Origin of the sequence: Brucella sp. IR073 (genome assembly GCF_049065735.1) — a bacterium.
Taxonomy (GTDB): Bacteria; Pseudomonadota; Alphaproteobacteria; order Rhizobiales; family Rhizobiaceae; genus Paramesorhizobium.
Map to the genome: position 1 here is coordinate 215748 of NZ_JBAKHD010000002.1, position 21739 is coordinate 237486.

Genomic DNA, 21739 nt, shown 5'->3' on the forward strand with positions numbered 1-21739 from the left:
AGGCATGAGGGTTATGCTGGCAGGCGCGATAGCGCTGGCTTTGGTGGCTGGGTTTTCGTCATATGGAAACGCGCAAGATTCCGAGCCCAAATGGCGGCATGCAAGCAGTCTGGTCGGTGAACCCAAATATCCTGCCGGTTTCAAGCAATATGATTATGTAAACCCGAATGCTCCCAAAGGCGGGACGCTCAATAGCGTGGCTGTCGGCACATTCGACAGCCTCAATCCGTTCGTGATTCAGGGGGTACCCGCTGCTGGATTTTCACCCCTCCTTGGAGGACTTCTCTATGACTCGCTGATGGCGCGCTCCGCTGATCAAGACTCGGTCAGCTACGCCCTTGTCGCGGAAGCAATGCAATATCCCGACGATTTTTCCTGGGCGAAGTTTCGCCTAAACCCGGCGGCGCGCTGGCATGATGGCAAGCCGATCACCGTGGAAGACGTGATCTGGTCGTTCGAGACGGTCAAGAAAAACACGCCTATCTATAATAAATATTACGCCGATGTGGTGAAGGCGGAAAAGACGGGCGATCACGAAGTCAAATTCACCTTCTCTCAAAAGGGCAATCGGGAACTCCCTGCTGTGATGGGAGACTTGCCGGTTCTGCCGAAACATTGGTGGGAAGGAACCGACGCCAGCGGCAAGAAGCGAGATATCTCGCGCCCGACGCTGGAAATTCCGCTTGGCTCCGGCGCATACAAGGTTGAAAAGGTGGATCCAGGTCGCTCCATCGTCTGGGCGCGCGTACCGGATTATTGGGGCAAGGATCTGCCGATCCATGTGGGACGCAACAATTTCGACCACATCCGGTACGACTATTTCATGGATGCGAATGCAGCCTGGGAGGCATTCAAGAAGGGCGGGCTTGACGATTACCGGCCAGAAAACCGGATACAACGCTGGATGCAGGAATATAATTTCCCCGCCGTCGAGCGTGGCGACGTGATCAAGCGCGCCTTCCCCATCCATTCCATGGGCCGGATGCAGGCTTATTTCCTCAATACGCGGCGGGAAAAATTCAGCGACCGGCGCGTGCGTGAGGGGCTGAACTGGGTGTTCGACTTTCAGTCGATTAACCGCACACTCTTCTTCAACCAGTACAAGCGGGTCGAAAGCTATTTCGAAGGCATTGATCTGGCCTCAAGCGGGCTGCCCACGGGCAAGGAACTCGAAATTCTTGAGACCGTGCGGGACCAGGTACCGCCTGAAGTCTTCACCAAGGAATTCAAGGAACCGGTCTTCGATACGCCTCAGGCGACGCGAACGAATTTACGTCACGCGATGCAGCTGTTTCAGGACGCAGGATATACGCTCAAGGACGGGGTTCTGACCGATAAAAACGGCAATCCCTTCACCATAGAATTCCTCGGCAACGATCCAACCGATGAGCGCATCTTCAACCCGTTTGTCGAGAATCTTCGCCGCGTCGGCATACGGGCGACCGTGCGCATCGTCGACAGCGCGCAATACGAGGCGCGGGTGCGGGATTTCGATTATGACGTGATCGCCACCATTATCGGGCAGACCAATTCGCCCGGCAATGAGCAGCGCGAATACTGGGGTTCCGCCGCGGCAGACATCAAGGGCGGCAGGAACTATTCCGGCATTAGGAATCCCGCAGTCGATAAACTCATCGACCGGGTGATTTACGCCAAGGATCGCGATGAACTCGTCGCCGCCGTCCGAGCGCTCGACCGGGTACTGTTGTGGAACTATTACGTCGTGCCACAATGGTATGACGATAAGATTCATGTCGCCATCTGGAACAAATTCGGCATGCCCGAGAAGCAGCCGGATTATTCGGGCATCGATCCGTTCTCCTGGTGGATCGACCCGGCCAAGCAAAAAGCGCTGCTTGCGCGCGGGGAGTGAGGCGAAACATGCGGCGGGCCATTTCATGATCCTCAAGCCGAAGCTCGACAGACGCTCGTTCCTCCTGGCTTCCGGCAGCGCGGCGATTGCCGCCTTCCTGCCGGGACGGGCTTTTGCGGAGACGCCGGCGGGCAAGCCGCTGCACGGGCTCTCGGCGTTCGGAGAGCTGAAATATCCCGCCGGTTTCCCGCATTTCGGCTATGCGAGCCCGGAGGCGCCGAAGGGCGGGACCTTCACCTTCAGCCCGTCTTACTGGTACTACAACCAGAGCACGCGCACCTTCAACACGCTGAACAGTTTTTCGAACAAGGGCGATGCGCCGCCGCGCATGGAGCTTTGCTTCGATTCGCTGATGACTTCCGCGCTGGACGAGCCCGACGCAATCTACGGCCTTGTTGCCGAGAGCGTAACCATCGCGGAAGACCGCAAGTCCTATATCTTCAAGCTGCGGCCGAAAGCGCGGTTTGCTGATGGCACGCCGCTGACCGCCGAGGACATTGCGTTCAGCTATCGAACGTTCAAGGAAAAAGGTCATCCGGAACTGCTTCTGGCGCTGACACAGCTCGATGAGGCGAGAGCGGAGGATGCGCATACGCTGCGCCTCACCTTTTTGCCTGACCATTCCGCGCGAGCCATTCTCGACGCGGCGGGGATGCCGATCCTGTCAAAAGCGTGGTACGCGGCCCGCGACTTTTCCGCCTCCACGCTGGAGCCGCCGCGCGGCTCCGGGCCATATAAGGTGGGGCGCTTTTCCGCGGCGCAATTCATCGAATATGAGCGCGACAAGGACTATTGGGGACGCGACCTGCCCGTCAACAAGGGCTTCTACCATTTCGACCGCATCCGCATCGAGTTCTACCGCGACCGGCAGCCGGAGTTCGAGGCGTTCAAGAAGGGTGTGCTCGACTGGCGCTCGGAAAGCTCGTCGAAGTTCTGGGCGACGGAATATAATTTTCCGGCGATCTTAGACAAACGGGTCGTGAAGCACACCTTTCCACGCGAAAAGCGGCCCAGCATGCAGGCCTGGGCGGTGAACCAGCGCCGCGAGCGCTTCCGCGATCCCAGGGTGCGCGAGGCGATTGCCCTCTGCTTCGATTTCGAGTGGACCAACAAGAACCTTTTCTACGGCATATATACGCGCTCGCAATCCTGTTTCGGCGGGTCGGATTTCGAGGCGAAGGGCAAGCCCTCCCCCGCCGAACTCGCGATTCTGGAGCGCTATCGCGACCGGGTGCCGGAGGCGATCTTCGGCGAGACGGTGACCATGCCGGTTTCCGACGGCTCGGGCCGCGACCGCAGGCTCTTCCGCCGCGCCATCGACCTCATGACGCAGGCGGGCTTCAAGCGCGAGAACGGGCGATTCACTGATAAGGAGGGCAAGCCCTTCGATCTCGAACTCCTGACCGATTCGGAAGGCTTTATCCGCGTCTACAATCCCTTCGTGCAGAATTTGCAGGCCATCGGCATCAACGCATCGGTGCGCTTGGTCGATCCGGTGCAGTACCAGGCGCGCATCCAAAGCTTCGATTACGACATGATGGGCATGGCGGTCGTTATGGCGGCGACGCCGACACAGGAATCGCTGAGCTCCATGTTTTCTTCCCAATCGGCCGCTATGCCGAGCACACGGAACTATCCGGGCACCGCCGATCCCGTTGTCGACGCGCTGATCGAGGAGGTCGGCAAGGCTTCCTCGCGCGAGGCGCTCGTGCCTCTGCTGCAGGTATTCGACCGCCTCTTGCGTCTCAGGCGTGACTGGATTCCAAATTGGACTTCGGCGAATCACCTGGTCGCCTATTGGGACAAGTTCGGGTTCAGGGAACCGAAGCCCGACTATGGTTTTCCCGTAGAGACACTCTGGTGGATGGATGAAGAAAAGGCCAAAGCCATTGATAAGGCTTGAACGAAATAAAAAGATTGCGGGAGCGGCAGGCTGATGGGCGCCTATATTCTGCGCCGCCTGCTGCTCATGATTCCGACCATGTTCGGCATCATGGCCATATCCTTCGCCGTGGTGCAGTTCGCGCCCGGCGGCCCGGTCGAACGGGTGATCGCGCAACTTTCCGGCCAGGGGGGCGACGCGCTCGACCGTCTCTCCGGCGGTGGCGGCGATATGGGTCAGAGCAACAATTTCGATTCCGGCTCCATCAATTCCAGATATCGCGGCGCGCAAGGGCTCGACCCGCAATTCATCGCCAGCCTCGAAAAGCAATTCGGCTTCGACAAGCCGCCGCTCGAGCGCTTCTTCGATATGCTGTGGAACTATCTGCGCTTCGATTTCGGGCGCTCTTATTTCCGCGACATCAGCGTGCTCGACCTGATCCTGGAGAAAATGCCGGTTTCGATCTCGCTGGGCCTGTGGCTGACATTCCTGTCCTACGCCATCTCGATCCCGCTCGGCATCCGCAAGGCGATCAAGGACGGCTCGCATTTCGATGTGTGGACTAGTGCCGTCATCATCGTCGCCTATGCGATTCCGAGCTTTCTTTTCGCCATTCTGCTGATCGTGCTTTTTGCGGGCGGCTCGTTCTTCGACTGGTTCCCATTGCGCGGCCTGACCTCGTCCGACTTCAGCCAGCTTTCGCTGTGGGGCAAGATCACGGATTATCTCTGGCACATCGCGCTGCCCGTAACCGCGCTGGTGCTCTCCGCCTTCGCCACCACGACGCTACTGACCAAGAACTCTTTCCTCGAAGAGATCCGCAAGCAATATGTGACGACAGCGCGAGCCAAGGGTTTGACGGAGCGGCAGGTGCTTTATGGCCATGTCTTCCGCAATGCCATGCTCATTGTCATCGCCGGCTTTCCCGGTGCCTTCATCTCCGCCTTCTTCACCGGCTCGCTCTTGATCGAAACCATCTTCTCGCTCGATGGGCTGGGGCTGCTCGGCTACCAGTCGGTGCTTAACCGCGATTATCCCGTGGTCTTTGCCACGCTCTACATCTTCTCTCTGCTGGGCCTGCTGGTCGGGCTTCTCTCGGACCTTCTCTACACCTGGATCGATCCGCGCATCGATTTCGAGCGGAGGGATGTCTGATGGCGAAGGCTGCTGCCCATATCCGCATTCCGGAACAGGCCGCGCCGGTGCGCCGGCCATGGCTCTCGCCGCTCAACCAGCGGCGTTGGAAGAATTTTAGGGCGAACCGGCGCGGCTGGTGGTCGCTCTGGCTGTTCCTTATCCTCTTCATCGCCTCGCTCTTTGCGAATTTCATCGCCAACGACAAGCCGATCCTCGCCTATTACAAGGGCGAGCTGCTGATGCCAGTCTTGGTGGATTACCCCGAGGAAAAATTCGGCGGGTTCTATGCCGTGACCGATTATCGCGATCCCGTTATATCGGACGAGATCAACAAGCATGGCTGGATGCTGTGGCCGCCGATCCGCTATTCGTACCGCACGGTCAACAATGAGATTCCGCAAGCCGCGCCGTCTAAACCCTCCTGGCTCTATACGAAAGAAGAGCGCTGCCAGCGCTATCCCAAGGGCGTCGATGACGAAAACTGCGTCTTCGGCAACTGGAATCTGCTGGGCACTGACGACCAGGCGCGCGACGTCTTTGCCCGCACGCTCTATGGCTTTCGCATTTCCGTGCTGTTCGGGCTGATCCTGACGGCGGCCTCGGCGCTTATCGGCGTGACGGCGGGGGCGATACAGGGCTATTTCGGCGGCTGGGTCGATCTCCTGTTCCAGCGGTTCATCGAGATCTGGTCGGCGATTCCCGTCCTCTATCTCCTGCTCATCATCGCCGCGGTGTTGCCGCCGGGCTTCTGGATCCTGCTCGGCATCATGCTGCTGTTCTCTTGGGTGGCCTTTGTCGGCGTGGTGCGGGCAGAATTCCTCAGGGCGCGCAATTTCGAATACGTCAACGCGGCGCGGGCGCTGGGCGTACCCAACGGCACGATCATGCGCAGGCACCTCTTGCCGAACGCGATGGTGGCGACGCTGACCTTCCTGCCGTTTATTTTGAACGGCTCGATCACCACCTTGACCTCGCTCGATTTCCTCGGCTTCGGCTTGCCGCCCGGCTCGCCTTCGCTCGGAGAATTGCTGGCGCAGGGCAAGAACAATCTGCAAGCGCCCTGGCTTGGTATCACCGGCTTCATCGTCATATCGCTGATGCTATCGCTGCTGATCTTCATCGGCGAAGCGACCCGCGATGCCTTCGATCCGCGAAAGGCGTTCAAATGAGGGGCGTGATCCACTATATTACCCCAGCGAAACACGGGGTCTGAAGCCATGGGTGTCACGATCAAGCATTATAGGGCATCGAATTTGCCCAAGGAATTGCGTGAAGGATTGCCTGACGATGCGCTGGTCAGCGTGACGGTGGAGCCGGAGTCGCCGAGGCGCGGAGCGACGACTGCAGAGGAATTGCAGCGCGAAATCGAAGAAGCAAGAAAATCGTTCAAAAACCCAATAACCATGGAAGAAGCGGTCAGGCAAATAAGGGAACTGCGCGACGAGTGGGATGACTGATGGAGGTATTCCAGCGCCTCTATTTCGATACGAACATTTTCATCGGACTAGGCGAAGAAATAGGCGCGCGGCAGCAGGTTCTTAATGCGATTACCGCTCTAAGAATGAAAAACGGAAGGCCGTTCATCTGTACAAGTGAACTCACATTGGCTGAATTGCTGGTTCGCCCGCTGCGAGAAAAGGACGAAGCTATGGTCCGGTTTTATGAAAACTGGATCACGCCAGATAGCGCTTGGCTGGATGTGCGTCCGGTAACGCGAAACGTTCTTTGGAGCGCCGCGCTTGTCCGGCGGGATTATCCCAGGGTGAAACTGCCGGACGCGATCCACCTGGCTACGGCTATCGATTTTAAATGCAGCCATTTTTTAACTGCCGACAAGAAAGTTCCCGATCAAGTTCATGTCGCAACCGATCACTTGGGATATAGCCGACCATCGCCAATCCTGACGGTCATCGAACCCACACCCAACATCCTCCAATCGATCCTGAGCGACCGCGCATGAAGAAAGCCCCTCTCCTCTCCGTCCGTGATCTTTCCATTGTCTTTACCCAGGATGGCAAGGAGAGGATTGCGGTCGATCATATCTCCTTCGATATCGACAAGGGGGAGACGGTGGCGCTGGTGGGCGAATCGGGCTCGGGCAAATCGGTGTCGGCGCTGTCGATCCTGAAATTGCTGCCTTATCCTTCCGCGAGCCATCCCTCCGGTCAGATCCTTTTCAACGGCAGCGACCTTTTGGACAAGGACGAACGCGACCTGCGCCGGGTGCGCGGCAATGACATTTCCATGATCTTCCAAGAGCCGATGACCTCGCTCAACCCGCTGCATACGATCGAGCGGCAGGTGGGGGAGACACTCAGGATTCATCAGGGCATGGGCAATAGCGCCGCGCGGGCGCGGACACTGGAGCTTCTCAACGAAGTCGGCATTCGCGAGCCGGAAAAGCGGCTTAATGCCTATCCGCACCAGCTCTCGGGCGGGCAGCGGCAGCGCGTGATGATCGCCATGGCGCTTGCCAACAAGCCGGCGCTGCTCATCGCCGACGAGCCGACCACGGCGCTCGACGTGACCGTACAGGCGCAAATCCTTGAGCTTCTGGCTGAACTCAAGGCCAAGCAGGGCATGTCGATGCTGTTCATCACGCATGACCTCGGCATTGTGCGCAAGATCGCCGACCGGGTCTGCGTGATGACCAAGGGCCAGATCGTCGAGGCGGGGCCGACGCAGGAAATCTTCGATAATCCGCAGCATGAATATACACGGCATCTGCTTGCCGCAGAGCCGAAGGGCAAGCCGCCCGCAGCCAATGCCAAAGCCCCTTCCGTCATGGAAGGGAGGGATATCAAGGTCTGGTTCCCGATTAAAAAGGGTTTTCTGCGCCGCACCGTCGATCATGTGAAGGCGGTGGATGGAATCGATGTAACGATCCGCGCCGGGCAGACGCTGGGCGTCGTCGGCGAATCCGGCTCCGGCAAGACGACGCTGGGGCTAGCGCTGGCGCGCATGATTTCCAGCCAGGGCGATATCCGCTTCGACGGACGCGAGATCGAGGGCCTCAGCTTCAAGCAGATGCGGCCGCTCAGGCGCGAATTGCAGATCGTCTTCCAGGACCCGTTCGGCTCCTTGAGCCCGCGCATGTCCATTGCGGACATCATCGCGGAAGGCTTGAGCGTGCATGAGCCGCGCCTCTCCGCGGCGGAGCGTGACGCGCGGGTGGTGGCGGCGCTAGAGGAGGTCAATCTCGACCCGGACACGCGCTTCCGCTATCCGCATGAGTTCTCCGGCGGCCAGCGTCAGCGCATCGCCATCGCGCGGGCGATGGTGCTTAATCCGCGCTTCGTCATGCTGGACGAACCGACCTCGGCCCTCGACATGAGCGTGCAGGCGCAGGTGGTGGATCTGCTGCGCTCGTTGCAGAAGAAGCACGGCCTCGCCTATCTCTTCATCAGCCATGATCTGAAAGTGGTCCGGGCGCTTGCCAATGACGTGCTCGTCATGCGCAACGGCAAGGCGGTGGAATTCGGCCCGGCGGCAGAAATCTTCACAAAGCCGAAGGAGGATTACACCAAGGCCCTGATGGCGGCTGCGTTCCGCATGGAAGTGGCGAATGGAGTGAGGCAGTAGTGCCCAAGCGCCCTCGTGGTTCGAGGCAAATTCCGCTGCGCTCCATTCGCACCTCATCCTGAGGTGCGGAGCGACGCGGAGCCTCGAAGGATGAGGGTGAAGGGAATCATTTCATGCGCGGTAATTGATCGTCTCGAACCGCGCCGCCAGCCCATCATAGAGCAGCAGCCTGCCGACGAGCGGCTTGCCAATGCCGGCGATGAGTTTGATGATTTCCATCGCTTGCAAGGAGCCGAGAATGCCCGGTAGCGCGCCCAGCACGCCCGCTTCGGCACAGGTAGGCACTTGGCCGGGCGGCGGGGCTTCCGGGAAGAGGTCGCGATAGGACGGGTTCGGCCTGCCCTCTTCATCCGATTCATAGGGCTTCAGGACCGTCAGCGAGCCATCAAAGCGCCCGATGGCGGCGGTGACCAATGGCCGTTTCGCAGCGGCGGCGGCATCGGCGACGATGTAGCGCGTGGTGAAATTGTCCGAGCCGTCGGCGATGATGTCGTAGCTGCCGATCAGGGCTTCGGCATTGTCTGCGTCGAGCCGCAGCGTGTGCGTTTCCACTTTCACATGCGGATTGATGCGGGCGATGTTGCGCGCGGCACTCTCGGTCTTCAATTCGCCGACGCTGCCGGTGTCGTGGATCACCTGCCTTTGCAGGTTGGAGAGCGAAACGCGGTCGTCGTCGATAATGCCCAGCGTGCCGACGCCCGCCGCCGCCAGATATTGCAGCGCGGGAGCGCCCAGACCGCCCGCGCCCACCACCAGCACGCGGGCGCGCTTCAGCTTGTGCTGTCCCGGCCCGCCGATCTCGCGCAGCACGATATGGCGCGCATAGCGCTCCAGTTCCGGGCCGGACAGAGGTTCGTCCTGATGGCTCATGGCGTTACCTCCTTCAGCCGGACCCGTGCCTCAATCGCCGTTCTCGTCCGTCTCCTTCAGCTCGTCCAGCGTCGGCATGGAGACGATGTTGTAGCCGGAATCGACGAAATGGACTTCGCCGGTCACGCCGCTCGAGAGATCGGACAGCAGATAGAGCGCTGAATTGCCGATCTCGTCGATATCGACGGTGCGGCGCAGAGGCGCGTTGCGGCGCTGATAGTTGAAGATGGCGCGGGCATCGCCGATGCCGGCACCGGCGAGCGTACGCACGGGGCCTGCGGAGATCGCGTTGACGCGGATGCCTTGCGGGCCGTAATCGGCGGCGAGATAGCGCACCATGGCCTCGAGCGCCGCCTTGGCGACACCCATGACATTGTAGTTCGGGATGGTGCGCGTCGAGCCGCCATAGGTCAGCGTCAGGATGGAGCCGCCGTCTTTCATCAGCTTTTCGGCGCGCTGCGCCACTTCCGTGAAGGAGAAGGCCGAGATCACCATGGTGCGGCTGAAATTCTCGCGCGTGGTCACGTCAGCATAGCGGCCCTTCAGCTCGCTCTTGTCGGAAAAGCCGATGGCATGAACGAGGAAATCGATCTTGCCCCAGCGCTTCTCAATCTCGGCGAAGACGGCGTCGACGGTTTCAATGTCTTCCACGTCGCAAGGGAGAACGAAATCGGAGCCGACCTGCGCGGCGAGCGGCTTCACCCGTTTGCCCAGCGCGTCACCCTGATAGGTGAATGCAAGCTCGGCGCCATGCGCGGCGAGCTGCTTGGCGATGCCCCAGGCAATCGAATGATTGTTCGCGACACCCATAATGAGGCCGCGCTTGCCCTTCATCAAACCTTCCATATTCATTCCTCTCTCAGCCCGCCTTTTTTAGCCGCATGATCTTGTCCGAAAAGTCTACAACTTTTCGGGATCATGCTTGATACCGCTGGAATACCAGCGTCGCATTCGTTCCGCCGAATCCGAAGGAGTTCGACAGGACCGTGTTCAGGCGAGCATTGTCGATGCGTTTGCGGACAATGGGCATGTCGGCAAAGGCGGGATCCAGTTCCTCGATATGGGCGCTCTCGCAGATGAAGTCGTTCTGCATCATCAGGAGCGAGTAGATCGCCTCCTGCACGCCCGTCGCGCCCAGCGAATGGCCGGTCAGCGACTTCGTCGCCGCAATCGGCGGGCAATTCTCGCCCGAGCCGAAGACGCGGCGGATCGCGTCGATCTCGGGCGCGTCGCCGGCGGGCGTCGAGGTGGCGTGCGGGTTGATGTAATCGATCTTTTCCTTGACGGTGGAAATCGCCATTTTCATGCAGCGCTCCGCCCCCTCGCCCGAGGGAGCCACCATGTCGTAGCCATCGGACGTCGCGCCATAGCCGACGATCTCGCCATAGATCTTGGCGCCGCGCGCCTTGGCGGTTTCCAGCTCTTCCAGCACCACAACACCGGCGCCGCCGGCGATCACGAAGCCATCGCGGTTCTTGTCATAGGCGCGGGAGGCGGTGGAGGGGCGGTCGTTATATTTGGTGGACATCGCGCCCATGGCGTCGAAGAGCACCGACAGCGTCCAGTCCAGATCCTCGCAGCCGCCCGCGAACATGCGGTCCTGCTTGCCGTACTGGATCATCTCATAGGCGTTGCCGATGCAATGGTTTGAAGTCGCGCAGGCCGAGGAGATGGAATAGTTGATGCCCTTGATCTTGAAGAAAGTCGCGAGCGTCGCCGAGGCGGTGGAGCTCATCGCCTTGGGAACCGCGAAGGGGCCGACGCGCTTGGGGCCTTTCTCACGGGTGATGTCGGCGGATTCGACGATGGTGCGCGTCGAGGGGCCGCCGGAGCCCATGATGATGCCGGTGCGCTCGTTGGAAACCTCGCTCTCGTCAAGGCCTGCATCGAGGATCGCCTGGTCCATGGCGATGTGGTTCCATGCCGTTCCCCGGCCATGGAATCGCATGGCGCGGCGGTCCACCAACGCCTCGACATCGATCTGCGGCGCGCCGTGGACCTGGCAGCGGAAGCCGAGCGCGGCGTAGTCCTCCGCGCGGGAAATGCCGGACTTCGCCTCACGCAGGGAGGCGAGAACCTCCTGGGTATTGTTTCCAATCGAGGATACGATCCCCATTCCGGTGACCACCACACGCCGCATCGCGTTCTCCTTTATGCCTGTCCTGCCTCGATCCAGCTTAGGCGGCAGCTTCCATTTTCAGCCGCATGATCTTATCCAAAAAGTCTACAACTTTTTGGGTTCATGCTTTGAAAAGCCCGACGCGCAGATCGCTCGCCTTATAAATGGTTTCGCCATCGGCCTTCAGCCAGCCATCGGCGATGCCGAGCACGAGGCGTCCGCGCATCACCCGCTTGAAGTCGATACCATATTCGACGAGCTTGGTCTTGGGCGTAACCATGCCTGAGAATTTTACTTCACCCGTGGAGATGGCGCGGCCCTTGCCGGGCTCGCCGAGCCAGCCGAGGAAGAAGCCGGTCAGCTGCCACATGGCGTCGAGACCCAAGCAGCCGGGCATGACGGGATCGCCGATGAAATGGCAGGGGAAGAACCAGAGGTCCGGCTTGATATCAAACTCGGCGCGGATAAAGCCTTTCCCGTGCTCGCCGCCTTCCTCCGAAATTTCGGTGATCCGATCGAACATCAGCATCGGCGGCGCCGGCAATTGCGCGTTGCCTTGGCCGAACATCTCGCCGCGCGCGCAGGCGAGGAGTTCCTCATACCCGTAGCTCGATTTACGCTCTGCCATCATGTCTCCCATCATCAGTTCCAGACCGCGCTCCGCGCTGTCTGAAATATTGACACATCCTTAACCGGAGTGTTTCCAACAGTAAAACCGGGTCAATGGCTTTTTCCCGGCCTTTCATCGCCTAAGGAAACGCTATTGATCGTTGTCTCGCGAGGGCATATATCAATCCTGATACGCCATCGGCAACCGCCTGCGGCGTTTTTGACCAGATTTGAAGCGAAGTTGACGGAAGGCCGTGCACACAAACCCCGCCCACGCCACCAATATCGAGGATCGTCTTCGCCATGCGGGCCTGCGCCCGACGCGGCAGCGCATCGCGCTGGCCAGCCTGATCTTCGCGCAAGGGGACCGGCATCTTTCCGCCGAGCAATTGCATGAGGAAGCTGTCGGCGCAGATGTGCCGGTATCGCTCGCCACTGTCTACAACACGCTCCACCAGTTCACCGAGGCGGGCATGCTGCGCATGATCGCCATCGAGGGCTCGAAGACTTATTTCGACACCAACACCTCTGATCACCAGCATTTCTTCATCGAAGGCGACAACGCGGTCATCGACATCCCCAACGGCCCGAAGGGTCAGCCGGTCGTCGGCAATCTGCCCGAGCCGCCCGAAGGCATGGAGATTGTCAATGTCGATATCATCGTGCGGCTGAGGCGGAAGGGGCTATAGGGCCCAGCATCGTCAAGACATGAACAAGCGGCCCTTGCGGGCCGCTTTTGTTTTGGATGCGCTCCAATCATTCTACCAATCGCAACGATCCGGCTGGCTACGCGTTATCTTCGCCTCGACAATTGCGGAGCAGCCGGAATGGATCGGGACTGGAAACGTCAGCATTCTCTCTGGCGGCGCGGAGGCCTGTCCGGCTTGTTCGCCGTTATCGCGCAGACGGCGCTTGCCGCGACGACCTACACCGTCCAGCAATCTGCGAAAACAAACGAACTGGAAATTAGTGTCGAGCGTCCGGCTAAAGCTCCCGTCACGTCGCTCGTCTTGCGCGGCGCGCGGTTCGGCATTGCGCCGCAGGTCGAAGCACCATCTTGTGACGGCAAACCGCTTGTAGCGGCTGGAAAAGGCCGATGGAAGGTTCCAGCCGAATGCCGGAACGTCAGCTGGAAAGTGCCGCTCGAACCATCGGGCGCAGAACCGGCAAATGCCCAGCGAAGCCTTTCGATGACAAATGGCGTTCTGCTGTCCGAAGCGTCATCGCTCCCTCGCCTCGACGACGCGGGTCCTGAGAAGCTGAGCCTGCCACCGGGTCAGAACTTTCCTGCCGCCAAAGATGGCCTGCCCCTGCCACCGGCCGGCAAGCCACCGCTGTTCGTACTGCTCGGTGTAAATCCTGCGGAAACGCGCACCGCTGATCAAATCAAGCTGGTTTACTTTTTCGACAACCCTGCCGCTCGCTCCCGTGTGCCGGATATGGCCGAACACCTCGCCGGTCTTCGCTGGCTGCGGGACCGGGTTCCTTCCGACGGGCCCATGCGTTTTTCCGTTCTCTGGCTCGGCGTGCCGAAAAAGCTTCTTTCGCTGGGGGGTGCGCAAGGCGACGGACTGCTTCTGGTCAATTATCTCGCAAGCGACACGCCGGAGCCTTTCGGCAAAGCGATGCGGCTTTACGTGCCATTGCATGAAGCCATGCATCAGTTCGCCGCGACAGGGCGGAAACGTCCGGTCTGGATGGAGGAAAGCCTTGCAAGCTATTTCGCCATACGTGCTGTTCTCGCAGTGACGCATGATGCGGCGGGGGCTAAGGCTTTATTTGAACGCTTCAAGGAAGGGGCAAAAGCCTTTCCCGAAGGTCTCGTCGCCATTTCAAGCCGTGTGGATGAGACCGGTGATCAGATGGCCGGCATCGGCGCATTCTACACCAAGGGCGTCGCCTTCTGGGACGCGGTGAACATGGCGATGGAGAAGGCGGGCGGGCAGTCGCTGGAGAGCCGGCTGACGGTACTGGTAAACACCGATTTCGACGGCGATAAAACGCCGGATCGCCTGCGCACCCTTCTCGGCGTTCCCCCGGAAATCTGGGCTCCTATCCAGAAACAATATCTGGATTAGTCGAACTGCTCCCCTGGATAAGCGCCCCAGAGCTCGCGCTGTCTTATCCAGCCGCTGACTCGCTCTATCTTGAATTCGCACCACTCGCCGTCGCATTCGTTCAAGGTGCCGATCACGCCCGGCTCGACGCGCGCGACGAGGTTCGAGGTCTCGCTCGGGCCTGAATACAAGTTCATAAGCGTCTTCGGGTCGTCCTTCTTCCACGGCGCGACGATGCCGGTGCGCTTGCCTGACAGCAGCGACTGGTAGACCCAGCCCTCCGCGCCATCGGCATCGCGGATGCGGCGCCAATTGTCATATTCCTGGATGATTTCGACCGGCAGGCCGGATTTCTGAAACAGCCAGGAGACGGCATATTGACGCCCCGGCCCGATGCGCAAGTTCACCTTGCTGGGCTTCAGGCTGACAAAGCGCGGCAAAGGCAGGCCGCTCGGCCCCAGCACGGTGCCGGGGGCGGGGTCCGCAGCCGCGGCGTGGTAATCGCCGGGACTGGCGAGCGGTACGCCCATCAGAAACAGGAAAACAGCCCCCGCCAGGAAGAAGGGGGAACGCAGCTTAAAATCCTTGTACAAATCCGTCCTCGCCGGTTCTGCCGTCACGTCTTTTCGGGTGTCGTTCCGGCGATGGTGCCGGCCCCTGTTTTTCTTTGTCTTTGGCGCGCCGCCTTGGTAGACAGGATGATAGTCTGCACCCTCCGTAGTTAAGGAGGCCTCAACTTGATTGGTTAAAGAGAGCTTAATAGCTGACATCAAGGAGCCAATAAGGCTCTGTCATTGTTTTATGCATGATATTGTCCGAAAAGCCTGAGGGCTCGCCGGGCGCATGTGAGGGGCGGGACGGCCCGGATTCAAGAGGTGGACATGCCGACAAGAAAGAAGCCTTTGGTCGTCATCACGCGGAAGCTTCCCGATCCGGTCGAGACGCGCATGCGCGAGCTTTTCGACGCCAGGCTGAATATTGACGACCACCCCATGTCCAGAGACGAAATCATCGCCGCGATGAAGGAGGCCGACGTCCTCGTGCCGACCATCCGCGATGTCATCGATGCGTCCGTCATCGATGAGGCCGGGCCGAATCTAAAGCTCATCGCCAATTTCGGTAATGGCGTCGATAATATCGACGTCGCCGCTGCGGCCAGACGCGGCATCATGGTGACCAACACGCCGAATGTGCTCAACGAGGATGCCGCCGACATGACCATGGCGCTGATCCTCGCTGCACCGCGCCGTCTGGTGGAAGGGGTGAACGTGCTCAGCGAAACCGGCAAATGGCCGGGCTGGTCGCCGACATGGATGCTGGGCCGCCGCATCTGGGGCAAACGCCTCGGCATTATTGGCATGGGCCGCATCGGTACGGCCGTGGCGCGGCGCGCCAAGGCGTTCGGCCTGTCGATCCATTATCACAACCGGCACCGCGTCAGCCCGCGCGTCGAGGAGGAGCTGGAGGCCACCTATTGGGAGAGCCTCGACCAGATGCTGGCGCGCATGGACATCATCTCGGTCAACTGCCCGTCGACGCCCGCGACCTTCCACCTGCTCTCGGCGCGGCGCATCGCGCTGATGCAGCCGACCGCCTATCTCGTCAACACCGCGCGCGGCCAGATCATCGACGAGAACGCGTTGATCGAGCAGATCGAGCAGGGCAAGCTGGCGGGCGCCGGCCTCGACGTCTTCGAGCACGAGCCGACCATCGACCCCCGCCTCGCCCGCCTCGCGGCCGAGGGCAAGGTGGTGATCCTCCCCCATATGAGCTCCGCCACCATCGAGGGCCGCACTGACATGGGCGACCGGGTGATCATCAACATCCGCGCTTTCGTGGACGGGCATAGGCCGCCGGACCGGGTGTTGCCAGAGAGGGGTTAGGGCGGCTCATGTTTTGACGGCATCGCGAGGGCGACGTGGAGCGCTGCCGTTTCAGTTACTCCACTCCTATCCTGCCCCGGCCTTCTCACCACGGTCGGATATTCATAAAGATACGCGATCCGCTCTATCGCCTCGCGCAGCGGCTCATAGGTGACGGTCATGGTATGGCCGCTGGCGTGGATGAGCGTGCTTTTATCCGCCGCAATCGCCACATGACCTTTCCAGAAAACGAGATCGCCGCGCTTCAGATTGCCATAATCGGCGTCTGGCTCGATCACTGTCCCGATGGTCGGGGCCTGCATATCGCTGTCGCGTAGCACGTCCCTGCCCGCCATGCGCATGGAGAGTTGCACCAGACCGGAGCAATCGATGCCGAAGCCGGATGTGCCCCCCCAGAGATAGGGCGTGTGAAGCAGGGTTTCAGCGACCGCGACATAATCCTCGGCATATTGACCGGCAGGCGAAAGGTGACGGGCGATGACCGCATCGCCGTTTTCAAGAAGAGAGTACCGCGTTCCGCGCGTCTCCGCCTCGCCCACGATTGTCACGCCGGAGCCGAGCGACAGCGAGCTTGTGTGGGGAAAGCGCAAATCCGCCCCGGGATAGACGAAGGTGCGGGGCACGTTCACCACATGAGTCGGCTCGCCGCGTATTTCCTCAAGCGCGGAATTCATAACATAGCCGACATAGTCGTCGCGCACCGCCTGCACCCAACACCAGCCATCCGCCTCGTCGAAGACCATGACGTCATCGCCGAGGAGAAGCTGGGTCTGCGGGCCGCTCTCGAGGCTTGGCCTGCCGCGTAAGTCCACCACTGGCACGGCCACGCGCATGGGCCGGCCCTCAGTGAAGCGCTCCGCCTCCACCCGGCCCTTCAGCCTTATATCGGCAAGGTCGGGGCGGTGGGCGTGGAGGCGACGGTCGAGACTCATAATGGCAATTCCCTTGATTTGGCGATGACCAAATCGCCCAGCCGCTCAACATAGAGCGCGCCGCTTACGGTTCTCTTTATCAGCACATTGCGGCGATCTTTCTCATCGCGATGCCGCGAGACAAGGCCCAGCGCGCCCATCGTGTCGAGCGCGCGGGTGATGACGGGCTTGGTCACGCCGAGCTTCGCCGCAAGGCCCCGCACCGTATGGGGCGGCGGCTCCAGATAGATCGTCAGCAATATCGCCAGTTGCCGCCATGTGAGGTCGGGCATCTCGTCGCGCACTTCGGCGAGGGCCACGCTCTTCAACAATGTCAGCGCCTGCAGCGGCTTCAGCTCGACGGGCATGGGAAACCATATCGTTTCGGCTCCGTATCATTCAACCGTCTTTCGCCGCTTCACGCAAGCTCTGTCATGCCGTGGGAAAGCGCTGCTTCAACAGATGGTAAAGAGCGCGTATCGCCTGCGCCTCGCCGCCGATGGGCGCGGCGGGCTTTTCCACGGGCGTCCAGCCGAAAATATCGAAATGGCTCCATGCGCGCGCCTTGTCGACGAAGCGCCTGAGGAAGAGCGCTGCCGTCACCGAGCCGGCGAAGCCATCGGTCGTTACATTGTTGATGTCGGCAACGCGGGAGGAAAGCTTCTTCTCATAGGGCGTCCAGAGCGGCATGCGCCAGACCGGATCGGCCACGGCATGGGCGGCTTCGGCGACATCTCCGGCAAAACCGTCATCGTCGGTGTAGAAGGGCGGCAGGTCGGGGCCCAGTGCCACGCGCGCGGCGCCGGTCAGCGTCGCCATGTCGATGAGCACCTCGGGCTCTTCCTCGTCGGCGAGCGCCAGCGCGTCGGCCAGAACCAGCCGGCCTTCGGCATCAGTGTTGCCGATTTCGACCGTAATCCCCTTGCGGCTTTTCAGGATGTCGCCGGGGCGGAAGGCGTTGCCGGCGATGGCGTTCTCCACCGCCGGGATTAGCACGCGCAGCCGGATGGGCAGTCCAGCGTCCATGATCATGTGGGCAAGGCCCAAAACATTGGCTGCGCCGCCCATGTCCTTCTTCATCAGCAGCATGCCGCTCGCCGGCTTGATGTCGAGACCGCCGGTATCGAAGCAGACGCCCTTGCCGACGAGCGTGACCTTCGGGTGGTCCTTGTCGCCCCAGATAATGTCGATAAGCCTTGGTGCCTCAGCACCCGCGCGGCCGACGGCGTGGATCATCGGGAAATTACGGTCCAGAAGCGCCTCCCCTACCGTCACCGCGATTTCAGCGCCATGGGCGGCTGCGAGCTTGCGCGCGGCCTCCTCCAGCGCTTCCGGCCCCATATCGTTGGCGGGGGTGTTGATGAGATCGCGGGCGAGCGTGACGCCTGCGGCGACGCGCCTTGTCTCGGCTTCCTCGACGCCTTCGGGCAGAACGAGAACGACATTTTCCTTCTCCGGTTTGCTGCGATAACGGTCGAAGCTGTAGCCGCCCATGAGGAAGGCGAGCGCCAGGAGATCGCCGTCTTTCACCGCGCCTTCGATATGCCATGTGCCTTCCGGAAGGCTCCGCGCGAGCTTGCCCGGAAGCAGGCGCGACTGGCCGTCTTTGCCGGGCTTTTCGGTGCCGAACAGCGCGCAGGCAATGCCGCCGGTACCATCGGGTACGGTGAGAAGCTGCCCCGCCTGCCCGGTAAAGCCGTTGGCGCGCGCCCATGCGAGGGCATGTTCCGGCAAGGGCAGCCGGTCGAAACCGTCTTTCGTGACCAGCCAGACCGGGCGGCTTTCGGCAGTTTTCTGGGCGGAGATGTCAACGGGCATGGAAGCGACCTTTATTCCTGATGAAGTCCAGAACGGCATACACCCAAGCACGCCGTTTCTTAATCATCTGTTAGGGTTAACAGAATATTTCTCGTTGAGGGAATGATGTGGGCGGTTTGCGGCAAAAAGCCGGAACCGGTTTCGGAGCGGCGGGAAATGGGCATCAGGGCGACCGGCGCGGCCAGGCGGGGCCGTTTTGTTTTTTCGGCAATGGCAATGTTACTTGCGGCGGGCGCTGCCGGCTGCACCACCACGGACCGGACTACGACCGGCTCGATCTCCCGCTCGGCGGCGCGTCCTGTCGAGCAGATGAACAGCGCCGAACTGGCTGCAGCCGTGCGCGGCTATGGCTTGCAATATCAGAAGGACCCCAAGAACAAGCCCGTCGCGCTCGCCTATGCCAATGTGCTTGCCATGACGGGCCGCAACGACCAGGCGCTGGCGGTGATGCGCGCGCTGGCGATTGCCTATCCGCAGGACCGGCAGGTGCTGGCCGCCTATGGCAAATCGCTGGCAAGCGCGGGCGAACTGGAAGCGGCGCTCGATGCGGTGCGGCGGGCGCAGACGCCCGCCTATCCCGACTGGAGGCTTCTCTCCGCCGAAGGGGCGATCCTCGACCAGATGGGCCAGTCCGAAGCCGCGCGCGCGCTCTACCGCCGCGCGCTCGAAATCCAGCCGAACGAGGCGTCGATCCTCTCGAATTTCGGCATGTCCCACATGCTGAGCGGCGATTTGAAGAGCGCCGAAACCTACATGCGCAACGCCGCCATGGCGCCCGGCGCCGATAGCCGCGTCAGGCAGAACCTGGCGCTGGTGGTGGGCCTGCAAGGCCGCTTCCAGGAAGCCGAGGCCATCGCCCGCCGCGAGCTTTCCCCGCAGCAGGCCGAAGCCAACATTCAATATTTACGCGCCATGCTGGCCCAGCAGAATTCGTGGAATATGCTGAAGGACAAGCCGAAAAAATAGGGCTTACCTGCCGAACAGCCCGCCCTGTGCGCTGATCTGGATAAAGGCGGGGCCGAGGATGACCATGAAGAGCACCGGCAGGAAGAATATCACCATCGGTACGGTGAGCTTGGGCGGAAGCGCGGCGGCCTTCTTTTCCGCCTCGGTCAGCCGCATGTCGCGGCTTTCCTGAGAGAGGGTGCGCAGCGCCTGCGCGACGGGCGTACCGTAGCGTTCGGCCTGGATCAGGGCCTGCATAACCGACTTCACCGGCTCCAGCCCCGTGCGGTTGGCGAGGTTTTCATAGGCCTGCCGGCGCTCGGGCAGGAAGGAGAGCTCGGCATTGGTCAGCACGAATTCCTCCGCCAATTCCACCGACTGGATGCCGATTTCCTCCGCCACCTTGCGGAAGGCGGATTCCGTGGACATGCCCGATTCCACGCAGATCAGCATCAGATCGAGCGCGTCGGGCCAGGCGCGCTGGATCGATTGCTTGCGCTTGCTGGCCCGGTTCGAAACATAGAGATTGGGCGCGTAGAACCCGGCATAGGCGCCGAGAATGCAGACGATGAGGCGCAGGAAAAAGGGCTGGTCCGCCAGGAGGCCGAGCCCGAAAATGTAGAACGCCGTCAGCAGAAAACCGGCGAAGGGCAGGACGAAACGCAGGAACAGAAAGACGTTGAGCGGGTTCTGGCCGCGGAAGCCGGCATTGTGCAGGGCGGCGATGGTTTTCTCATCGGCGAGGGCGCGCTTCAGGTCGAGCTTCTCGACGAAATCGCGGATGCCCTGCTTCTGGGTGCGGCGCAGGCCGCGCCGCTTCTCGCCCTCGGCAACCATCCGGGCGCGCTCGCGGATACGGATCGCATCGCGCTCCAATGCCACCGTTTTCATGCGGGATCGCAGTTGATTCTGGCTAAGGAGTGGCAACAACACGGATAAAAGTGTCGCAAAGACGGCAACACTTACAAATGCTGCAACGAGAAATTGCGGGTCGGCGAAGCGGGTAAGCAGTGTCATGAGCCGATCCCCTACATGTCGAAATTGATCATTTTGCGCATGATCAATATGCCCGCCAGCATCAGCACCCCGGAGATGGCGAGCAGCATGTGTCCTGTCCCATCGGTGAAAAGCAGCATGATATATTGCGGGCTCGTGAGATAGATGAGGACCGTGACGATGAAGGGCAGCGCGCCGATGATCGCGGCGGAGGCCTTCGCCTCCATCGACAGCGCGCTCACCTTGGCCTTCATCTTCTTGCGGTCGCGCAGCACGCGCGAGAGATTGCCCAACGCTTCGGAAAGATTGCCGCCGGCCTGCGACTGGATCTGGATGACGATGGCGAAGAAATTGGCTTCCGGGCAGGGCATGGAATCCGGCATCTTGCCCACCGCGTCGGGAATCGAAAGGCCCATCTGCTGCGCTTCGACGACACGGCGAAACTCGGCCCGTACCGGCTCGCGCGCTTCGCTGGCGATCAGCCGCAAGCCGTCATTGAGCGGCAGGCCGGAGCGCACGGAGCGGACGATGACATCGAGTGCGTTCGGAAACTCCTCCAGAAACGCCTTGATGCGGCGGCTGCGCCGGTGGCCGACGAACCATCGCGGCAGACCGACGCCACCGGCCAGAAGCACGCCGGGCGCAAGCCACAGCGGCACGCCGAGAAGGAGAGCGGCGAGCGTGATGACCAGCCCTGCGACAGCCGAAAAAAGATAGAAGCGCTGGACGCTCATGCTCAGCCCGGCCTGAGCCAGAAAAATGCGCAAGGGCGGCGATTTCTGGTTTTTCTCGCGCAGCTTCTGCCGGTCTTCCAGATCCTTCAGATTGTCCTGCAGCGATTTTCGCCGCTTCTGGATTTCGGCTGCGCGGTCGCGCGCGGCCTTCCTGCTTGTCGCTGTCGTTGCCGATTGCTTGACGCTGCTGAGCCTGCGTTCCTGGGCCTTGCCCTCGGCGATCCTGTCATAAAGCAGCCCATAGGCGAGCGCTGCCGCGGCGACAGCGGCAAGCAGCGCGAAGAGAAGTGTCGAACCGAACATCCGTCAGCGCCCCTTCCCGC

The 21739-nt window shown here is 61.0% G+C and carries 20 protein-coding genes and 1 pseudogene; 11 read left to right on the forward strand and 10 right to left on the reverse strand.

Annotated elements, in window-relative coordinates; translation table 11 throughout:
- Positions 1-4: 4 nt before the first annotated feature.
- From ACOWVG_RS04800 to ACOWVG_RS04830, 7 genes are all read left to right on the forward strand, one after another.
- On the forward strand, positions 5-1873 hold the full coding sequence (locus ACOWVG_RS04800) for an extracellular solute-binding protein (RefSeq protein WP_420960368.1): 1869 nt from the start codon (positions 5-7) through the stop codon (positions 1871-1873).
- 25 nt (positions 1874-1898) lie between these two features.
- A complete protein-coding gene (locus ACOWVG_RS04805; protein WP_420960782.1) occupies positions 1899-3776 on the forward strand; it encodes an extracellular solute-binding protein in 1878 nt (625 codons plus the stop codon).
- 33 nt (positions 3777-3809) lie between these two features.
- Positions 3810-4910 carry a microcin C ABC transporter permease YejB gene (locus tag ACOWVG_RS04810; RefSeq protein ID WP_420960369.1) on the forward strand — a complete coding sequence of 367 codons (1101 nt, stop codon included), beginning with the start codon at positions 3810-3812 and terminating at the stop codon, positions 4908-4910.
- The gene (locus ACOWVG_RS04815) at positions 4910-6061 is read left to right on the forward strand and encodes an ABC transporter permease (protein WP_420960370.1); all 1152 of its coding nucleotides are present in this window, start codon (positions 4910-4912) and stop codon (positions 6059-6061) included. Before ACOWVG_RS04810 ends, ACOWVG_RS04815 begins: the two co-directional genes overlap by 1 nt.
- A gap of 84 nt (positions 6062-6145) precedes the next feature.
- Positions 6146-6349 (forward strand): hypothetical protein, encoded by a 204-nt coding sequence (locus tag ACOWVG_RS04820; protein WP_420960371.1) that lies wholly within the window; start codon positions 6146-6148, stop codon positions 6347-6349.
- Entirely contained in the window at positions 6349-6852 is a 504-nt protein-coding gene (locus ACOWVG_RS04825) for a type II toxin-antitoxin system VapC family toxin (RefSeq protein WP_420960372.1), read from the forward strand. Before ACOWVG_RS04820 ends, ACOWVG_RS04825 begins: the two co-directional genes overlap by 1 nt.
- Positions 6849-8474 (forward strand): ABC transporter ATP-binding protein, encoded by a 1626-nt coding sequence (locus ACOWVG_RS04830; protein WP_420960373.1) that lies wholly within the window; start codon positions 6849-6851, stop codon positions 8472-8474. Before ACOWVG_RS04825 ends, ACOWVG_RS04830 begins: the two co-directional genes overlap by 4 nt.
- Positions 8475-8585: 111 nt before the next feature.
- On the opposite strand, the gene ACOWVG_RS04835 is transcribed toward ACOWVG_RS04830, so the two are convergent.
- From ACOWVG_RS04835 to fabA, 4 genes are all read right to left on the reverse strand, one after another.
- Entirely contained in the window at positions 8586-9344 is a 759-nt protein-coding gene (locus tag ACOWVG_RS04835) for a molybdopterin-synthase adenylyltransferase MoeB (protein WP_420960374.1), read from the reverse strand.
- A gap of 30 nt (positions 9345-9374) precedes the next feature.
- A complete protein-coding gene (gene fabI, locus ACOWVG_RS04840) occupies positions 9375-10190 on the reverse strand; it encodes an enoyl-ACP reductase FabI (RefSeq protein WP_420960375.1) in 816 nt (271 codons plus the stop codon).
- A 70-nt stretch (positions 10191-10260) separates the two neighbouring features.
- Positions 10261-11484 (reverse strand): beta-ketoacyl-ACP synthase I, encoded by a 1224-nt coding sequence (fabB, locus tag ACOWVG_RS04845; protein WP_420960376.1) that lies wholly within the window; start codon positions 11482-11484, stop codon positions 10261-10263.
- A gap of 100 nt (positions 11485-11584) precedes the next feature.
- Positions 11585-12091 (reverse strand): 3-hydroxyacyl-[acyl-carrier-protein] dehydratase FabA, encoded by a 507-nt coding sequence (gene fabA, locus ACOWVG_RS04850; protein WP_420960783.1) that lies wholly within the window; start codon positions 12089-12091, stop codon positions 11585-11587.
- A 235-nt stretch (positions 12092-12326) separates the two neighbouring features.
- Between fabA and irrA the strand changes: the two genes are divergently transcribed.
- Positions 12327-12761: an iron response transcriptional regulator IrrA gene (irrA, locus tag ACOWVG_RS04855; protein ID WP_420960377.1), complete on the forward strand. Its 435-nt coding sequence runs from the start codon at positions 12327-12329 to the stop codon at positions 12759-12761.
- Between the two features lie 138 nt (positions 12762-12899).
- Positions 12900-14150: a hypothetical protein gene (locus ACOWVG_RS04860; protein ID WP_420960378.1), complete on the forward strand. Its 1251-nt coding sequence runs from the start codon at positions 12900-12902 to the stop codon at positions 14148-14150.
- Here ACOWVG_RS04860 and ACOWVG_RS04865 read toward each other — a convergent pair.
- Positions 14147-14722, reverse strand: a complete 576-nt coding sequence (locus ACOWVG_RS04865; protein ID WP_420960379.1) for an SH3 domain-containing protein — start codon at positions 14720-14722, stop codon at positions 14147-14149. The genes ACOWVG_RS04860 and ACOWVG_RS04865 overlap by 4 nt on opposite strands.
- 288 nt (positions 14723-15010) lie before the next feature.
- On the opposite strand from ACOWVG_RS04865, the gene ACOWVG_RS04870 reads away from it, so the two are divergent.
- Positions 15011-16012, forward strand: coding sequence for a 2-hydroxyacid dehydrogenase (locus tag ACOWVG_RS04870; protein WP_420960380.1), 1002 nt, complete (start codon positions 15011-15013; stop codon positions 16010-16012).
- A gap of 77 nt (positions 16013-16089) precedes the next feature.
- On the opposite strand, the pseudogene ACOWVG_RS04875 reads toward ACOWVG_RS04870, so the two are convergent.
- The 3 genes and pseudogenes from ACOWVG_RS04875 to ACOWVG_RS04885 all read right to left on the reverse strand — a co-directional run.
- Positions 16090-16944 (reverse strand): annotated as a pseudogene (locus tag ACOWVG_RS04875) (NlpC/P60 family protein); the annotation flags it as partial.
- Entirely contained in the window at positions 16941-17291 is a 351-nt protein-coding gene (locus ACOWVG_RS04880) for a MarR family transcriptional regulator (RefSeq protein WP_420960381.1), read from the reverse strand. The pseudogene ACOWVG_RS04875 and the gene ACOWVG_RS04880, both read right to left, overlap by 4 nt.
- A 64-nt stretch (positions 17292-17355) precedes the next feature.
- Positions 17356-18741 (reverse strand): leucyl aminopeptidase family protein, encoded by a 1386-nt coding sequence (locus ACOWVG_RS04885; protein ID WP_420960382.1) that lies wholly within the window; start codon positions 18739-18741, stop codon positions 17356-17358.
- Between the two features lie 210 nt (positions 18742-18951).
- On the opposite strand from ACOWVG_RS04885, the gene ACOWVG_RS04890 reads away from it, so the two are divergent.
- Complete coding sequence (locus ACOWVG_RS04890) at positions 18952-19707, forward strand: tetratricopeptide repeat protein (protein WP_420960383.1); 756 nt, start codon at positions 18952-18954, stop codon at positions 19705-19707.
- A 3-nt stretch (positions 19708-19710) separates the two neighbouring features.
- Here the strand turns inward: ACOWVG_RS04890 and ACOWVG_RS04895 are convergent, their stop codons facing one another.
- Positions 19711-20703, reverse strand: coding sequence for a type II secretion system F family protein (locus ACOWVG_RS04895; protein ID WP_420960384.1), 993 nt, complete (start codon positions 20701-20703; stop codon positions 19711-19713).
- A gap of 11 nt (positions 20704-20714) precedes the next feature.
- Positions 20715-21719, reverse strand: coding sequence for a type II secretion system F family protein (locus tag ACOWVG_RS04900; RefSeq protein ID WP_420960385.1), 1005 nt, complete (start codon positions 21717-21719; stop codon positions 20715-20717).
- Positions 21720-21739: the final 20 nt, after the last annotated feature.

Bases quoted from the DNA above. Each gene is read 5' to 3' on its own strand.
- ACOWVG_RS04800 (WP_420960368.1), top strand. From the start codon at position 5: ATGAGGGTTATGCTGGCAGGCGCGATAGCGCTGGCTTTGGTGGCTGGG.
- ACOWVG_RS04805 (WP_420960782.1), top strand. From the start codon at position 1,899: ATGATCCTCAAGCCGAAGCTCGACAGACGCTCGTTCCTCCTGGCTTCC.
- ACOWVG_RS04810 (WP_420960369.1), top strand. From the start codon at position 3,810: ATGGGCGCCTATATTCTGCGCCGCCTGCTGCTCATGATTCCGACCATG.
- ACOWVG_RS04815 (WP_420960370.1), top strand. From the start codon at position 4,910: ATGGCGAAGGCTGCTGCCCATATCCGCATTCCGGAACAGGCCGCGCCG.
- ACOWVG_RS04825 (WP_420960372.1), top strand. From the start codon at position 6,349: ATGGAGGTATTCCAGCGCCTCTATTTCGATACGAACATTTTCATCGGA.
- ACOWVG_RS04830 (WP_420960373.1), top strand. From the start codon at position 6,849: ATGAAGAAAGCCCCTCTCCTCTCCGTCCGTGATCTTTCCATTGTCTTT.
- ACOWVG_RS04835 (WP_420960374.1), bottom strand. From the start codon at position 9,344: ATGAGCCATCAGGACGAACCTCTGTCCGGCCCGGAACTGGAGCGCTAT.
- fabI (WP_420960375.1), bottom strand. From the start codon at position 10,190: ATGGAAGGTTTGATGAAGGGCAAGCGCGGCCTCATTATGGGTGTCGCG.
- fabB (WP_420960376.1), bottom strand. From the start codon at position 11,484: ATGCGGCGTGTGGTGGTCACCGGAATGGGGATCGTATCCTCGATTGGA.
- fabA (WP_420960783.1), bottom strand. From the start codon at position 12,091: ATGGCAGAGCGTAAATCGAGCTACGGGTATGAGGAACTCCTCGCCTGC.
- ACOWVG_RS04860 (WP_420960378.1), top strand. From the start codon at position 12,900: ATGGATCGGGACTGGAAACGTCAGCATTCTCTCTGGCGGCGCGGAGGC.
- ACOWVG_RS04870 (WP_420960380.1), top strand. From the start codon at position 15,011: ATGCCGACAAGAAAGAAGCCTTTGGTCGTCATCACGCGGAAGCTTCCC.
- ACOWVG_RS04880 (WP_420960381.1), bottom strand. From the start codon at position 17,291: ATGCCCGTCGAGCTGAAGCCGCTGCAGGCGCTGACATTGTTGAAGAGC.
- ACOWVG_RS04885 (WP_420960382.1), bottom strand. From the start codon at position 18,741: ATGCCCGTTGACATCTCCGCCCAGAAAACTGCCGAAAGCCGCCCGGTC.
- ACOWVG_RS04890 (WP_420960383.1), top strand. From the start codon at position 18,952: ATGGCAATGTTACTTGCGGCGGGCGCTGCCGGCTGCACCACCACGGAC.
- ACOWVG_RS04895 (WP_420960384.1), bottom strand. From the start codon at position 20,703: ATGACACTGCTTACCCGCTTCGCCGACCCGCAATTTCTCGTTGCAGCA.
- ACOWVG_RS04900 (WP_420960385.1), bottom strand. From the start codon at position 21,719: ATGTTCGGTTCGACACTTCTCTTCGCGCTGCTTGCCGCTGTCGCCGCG.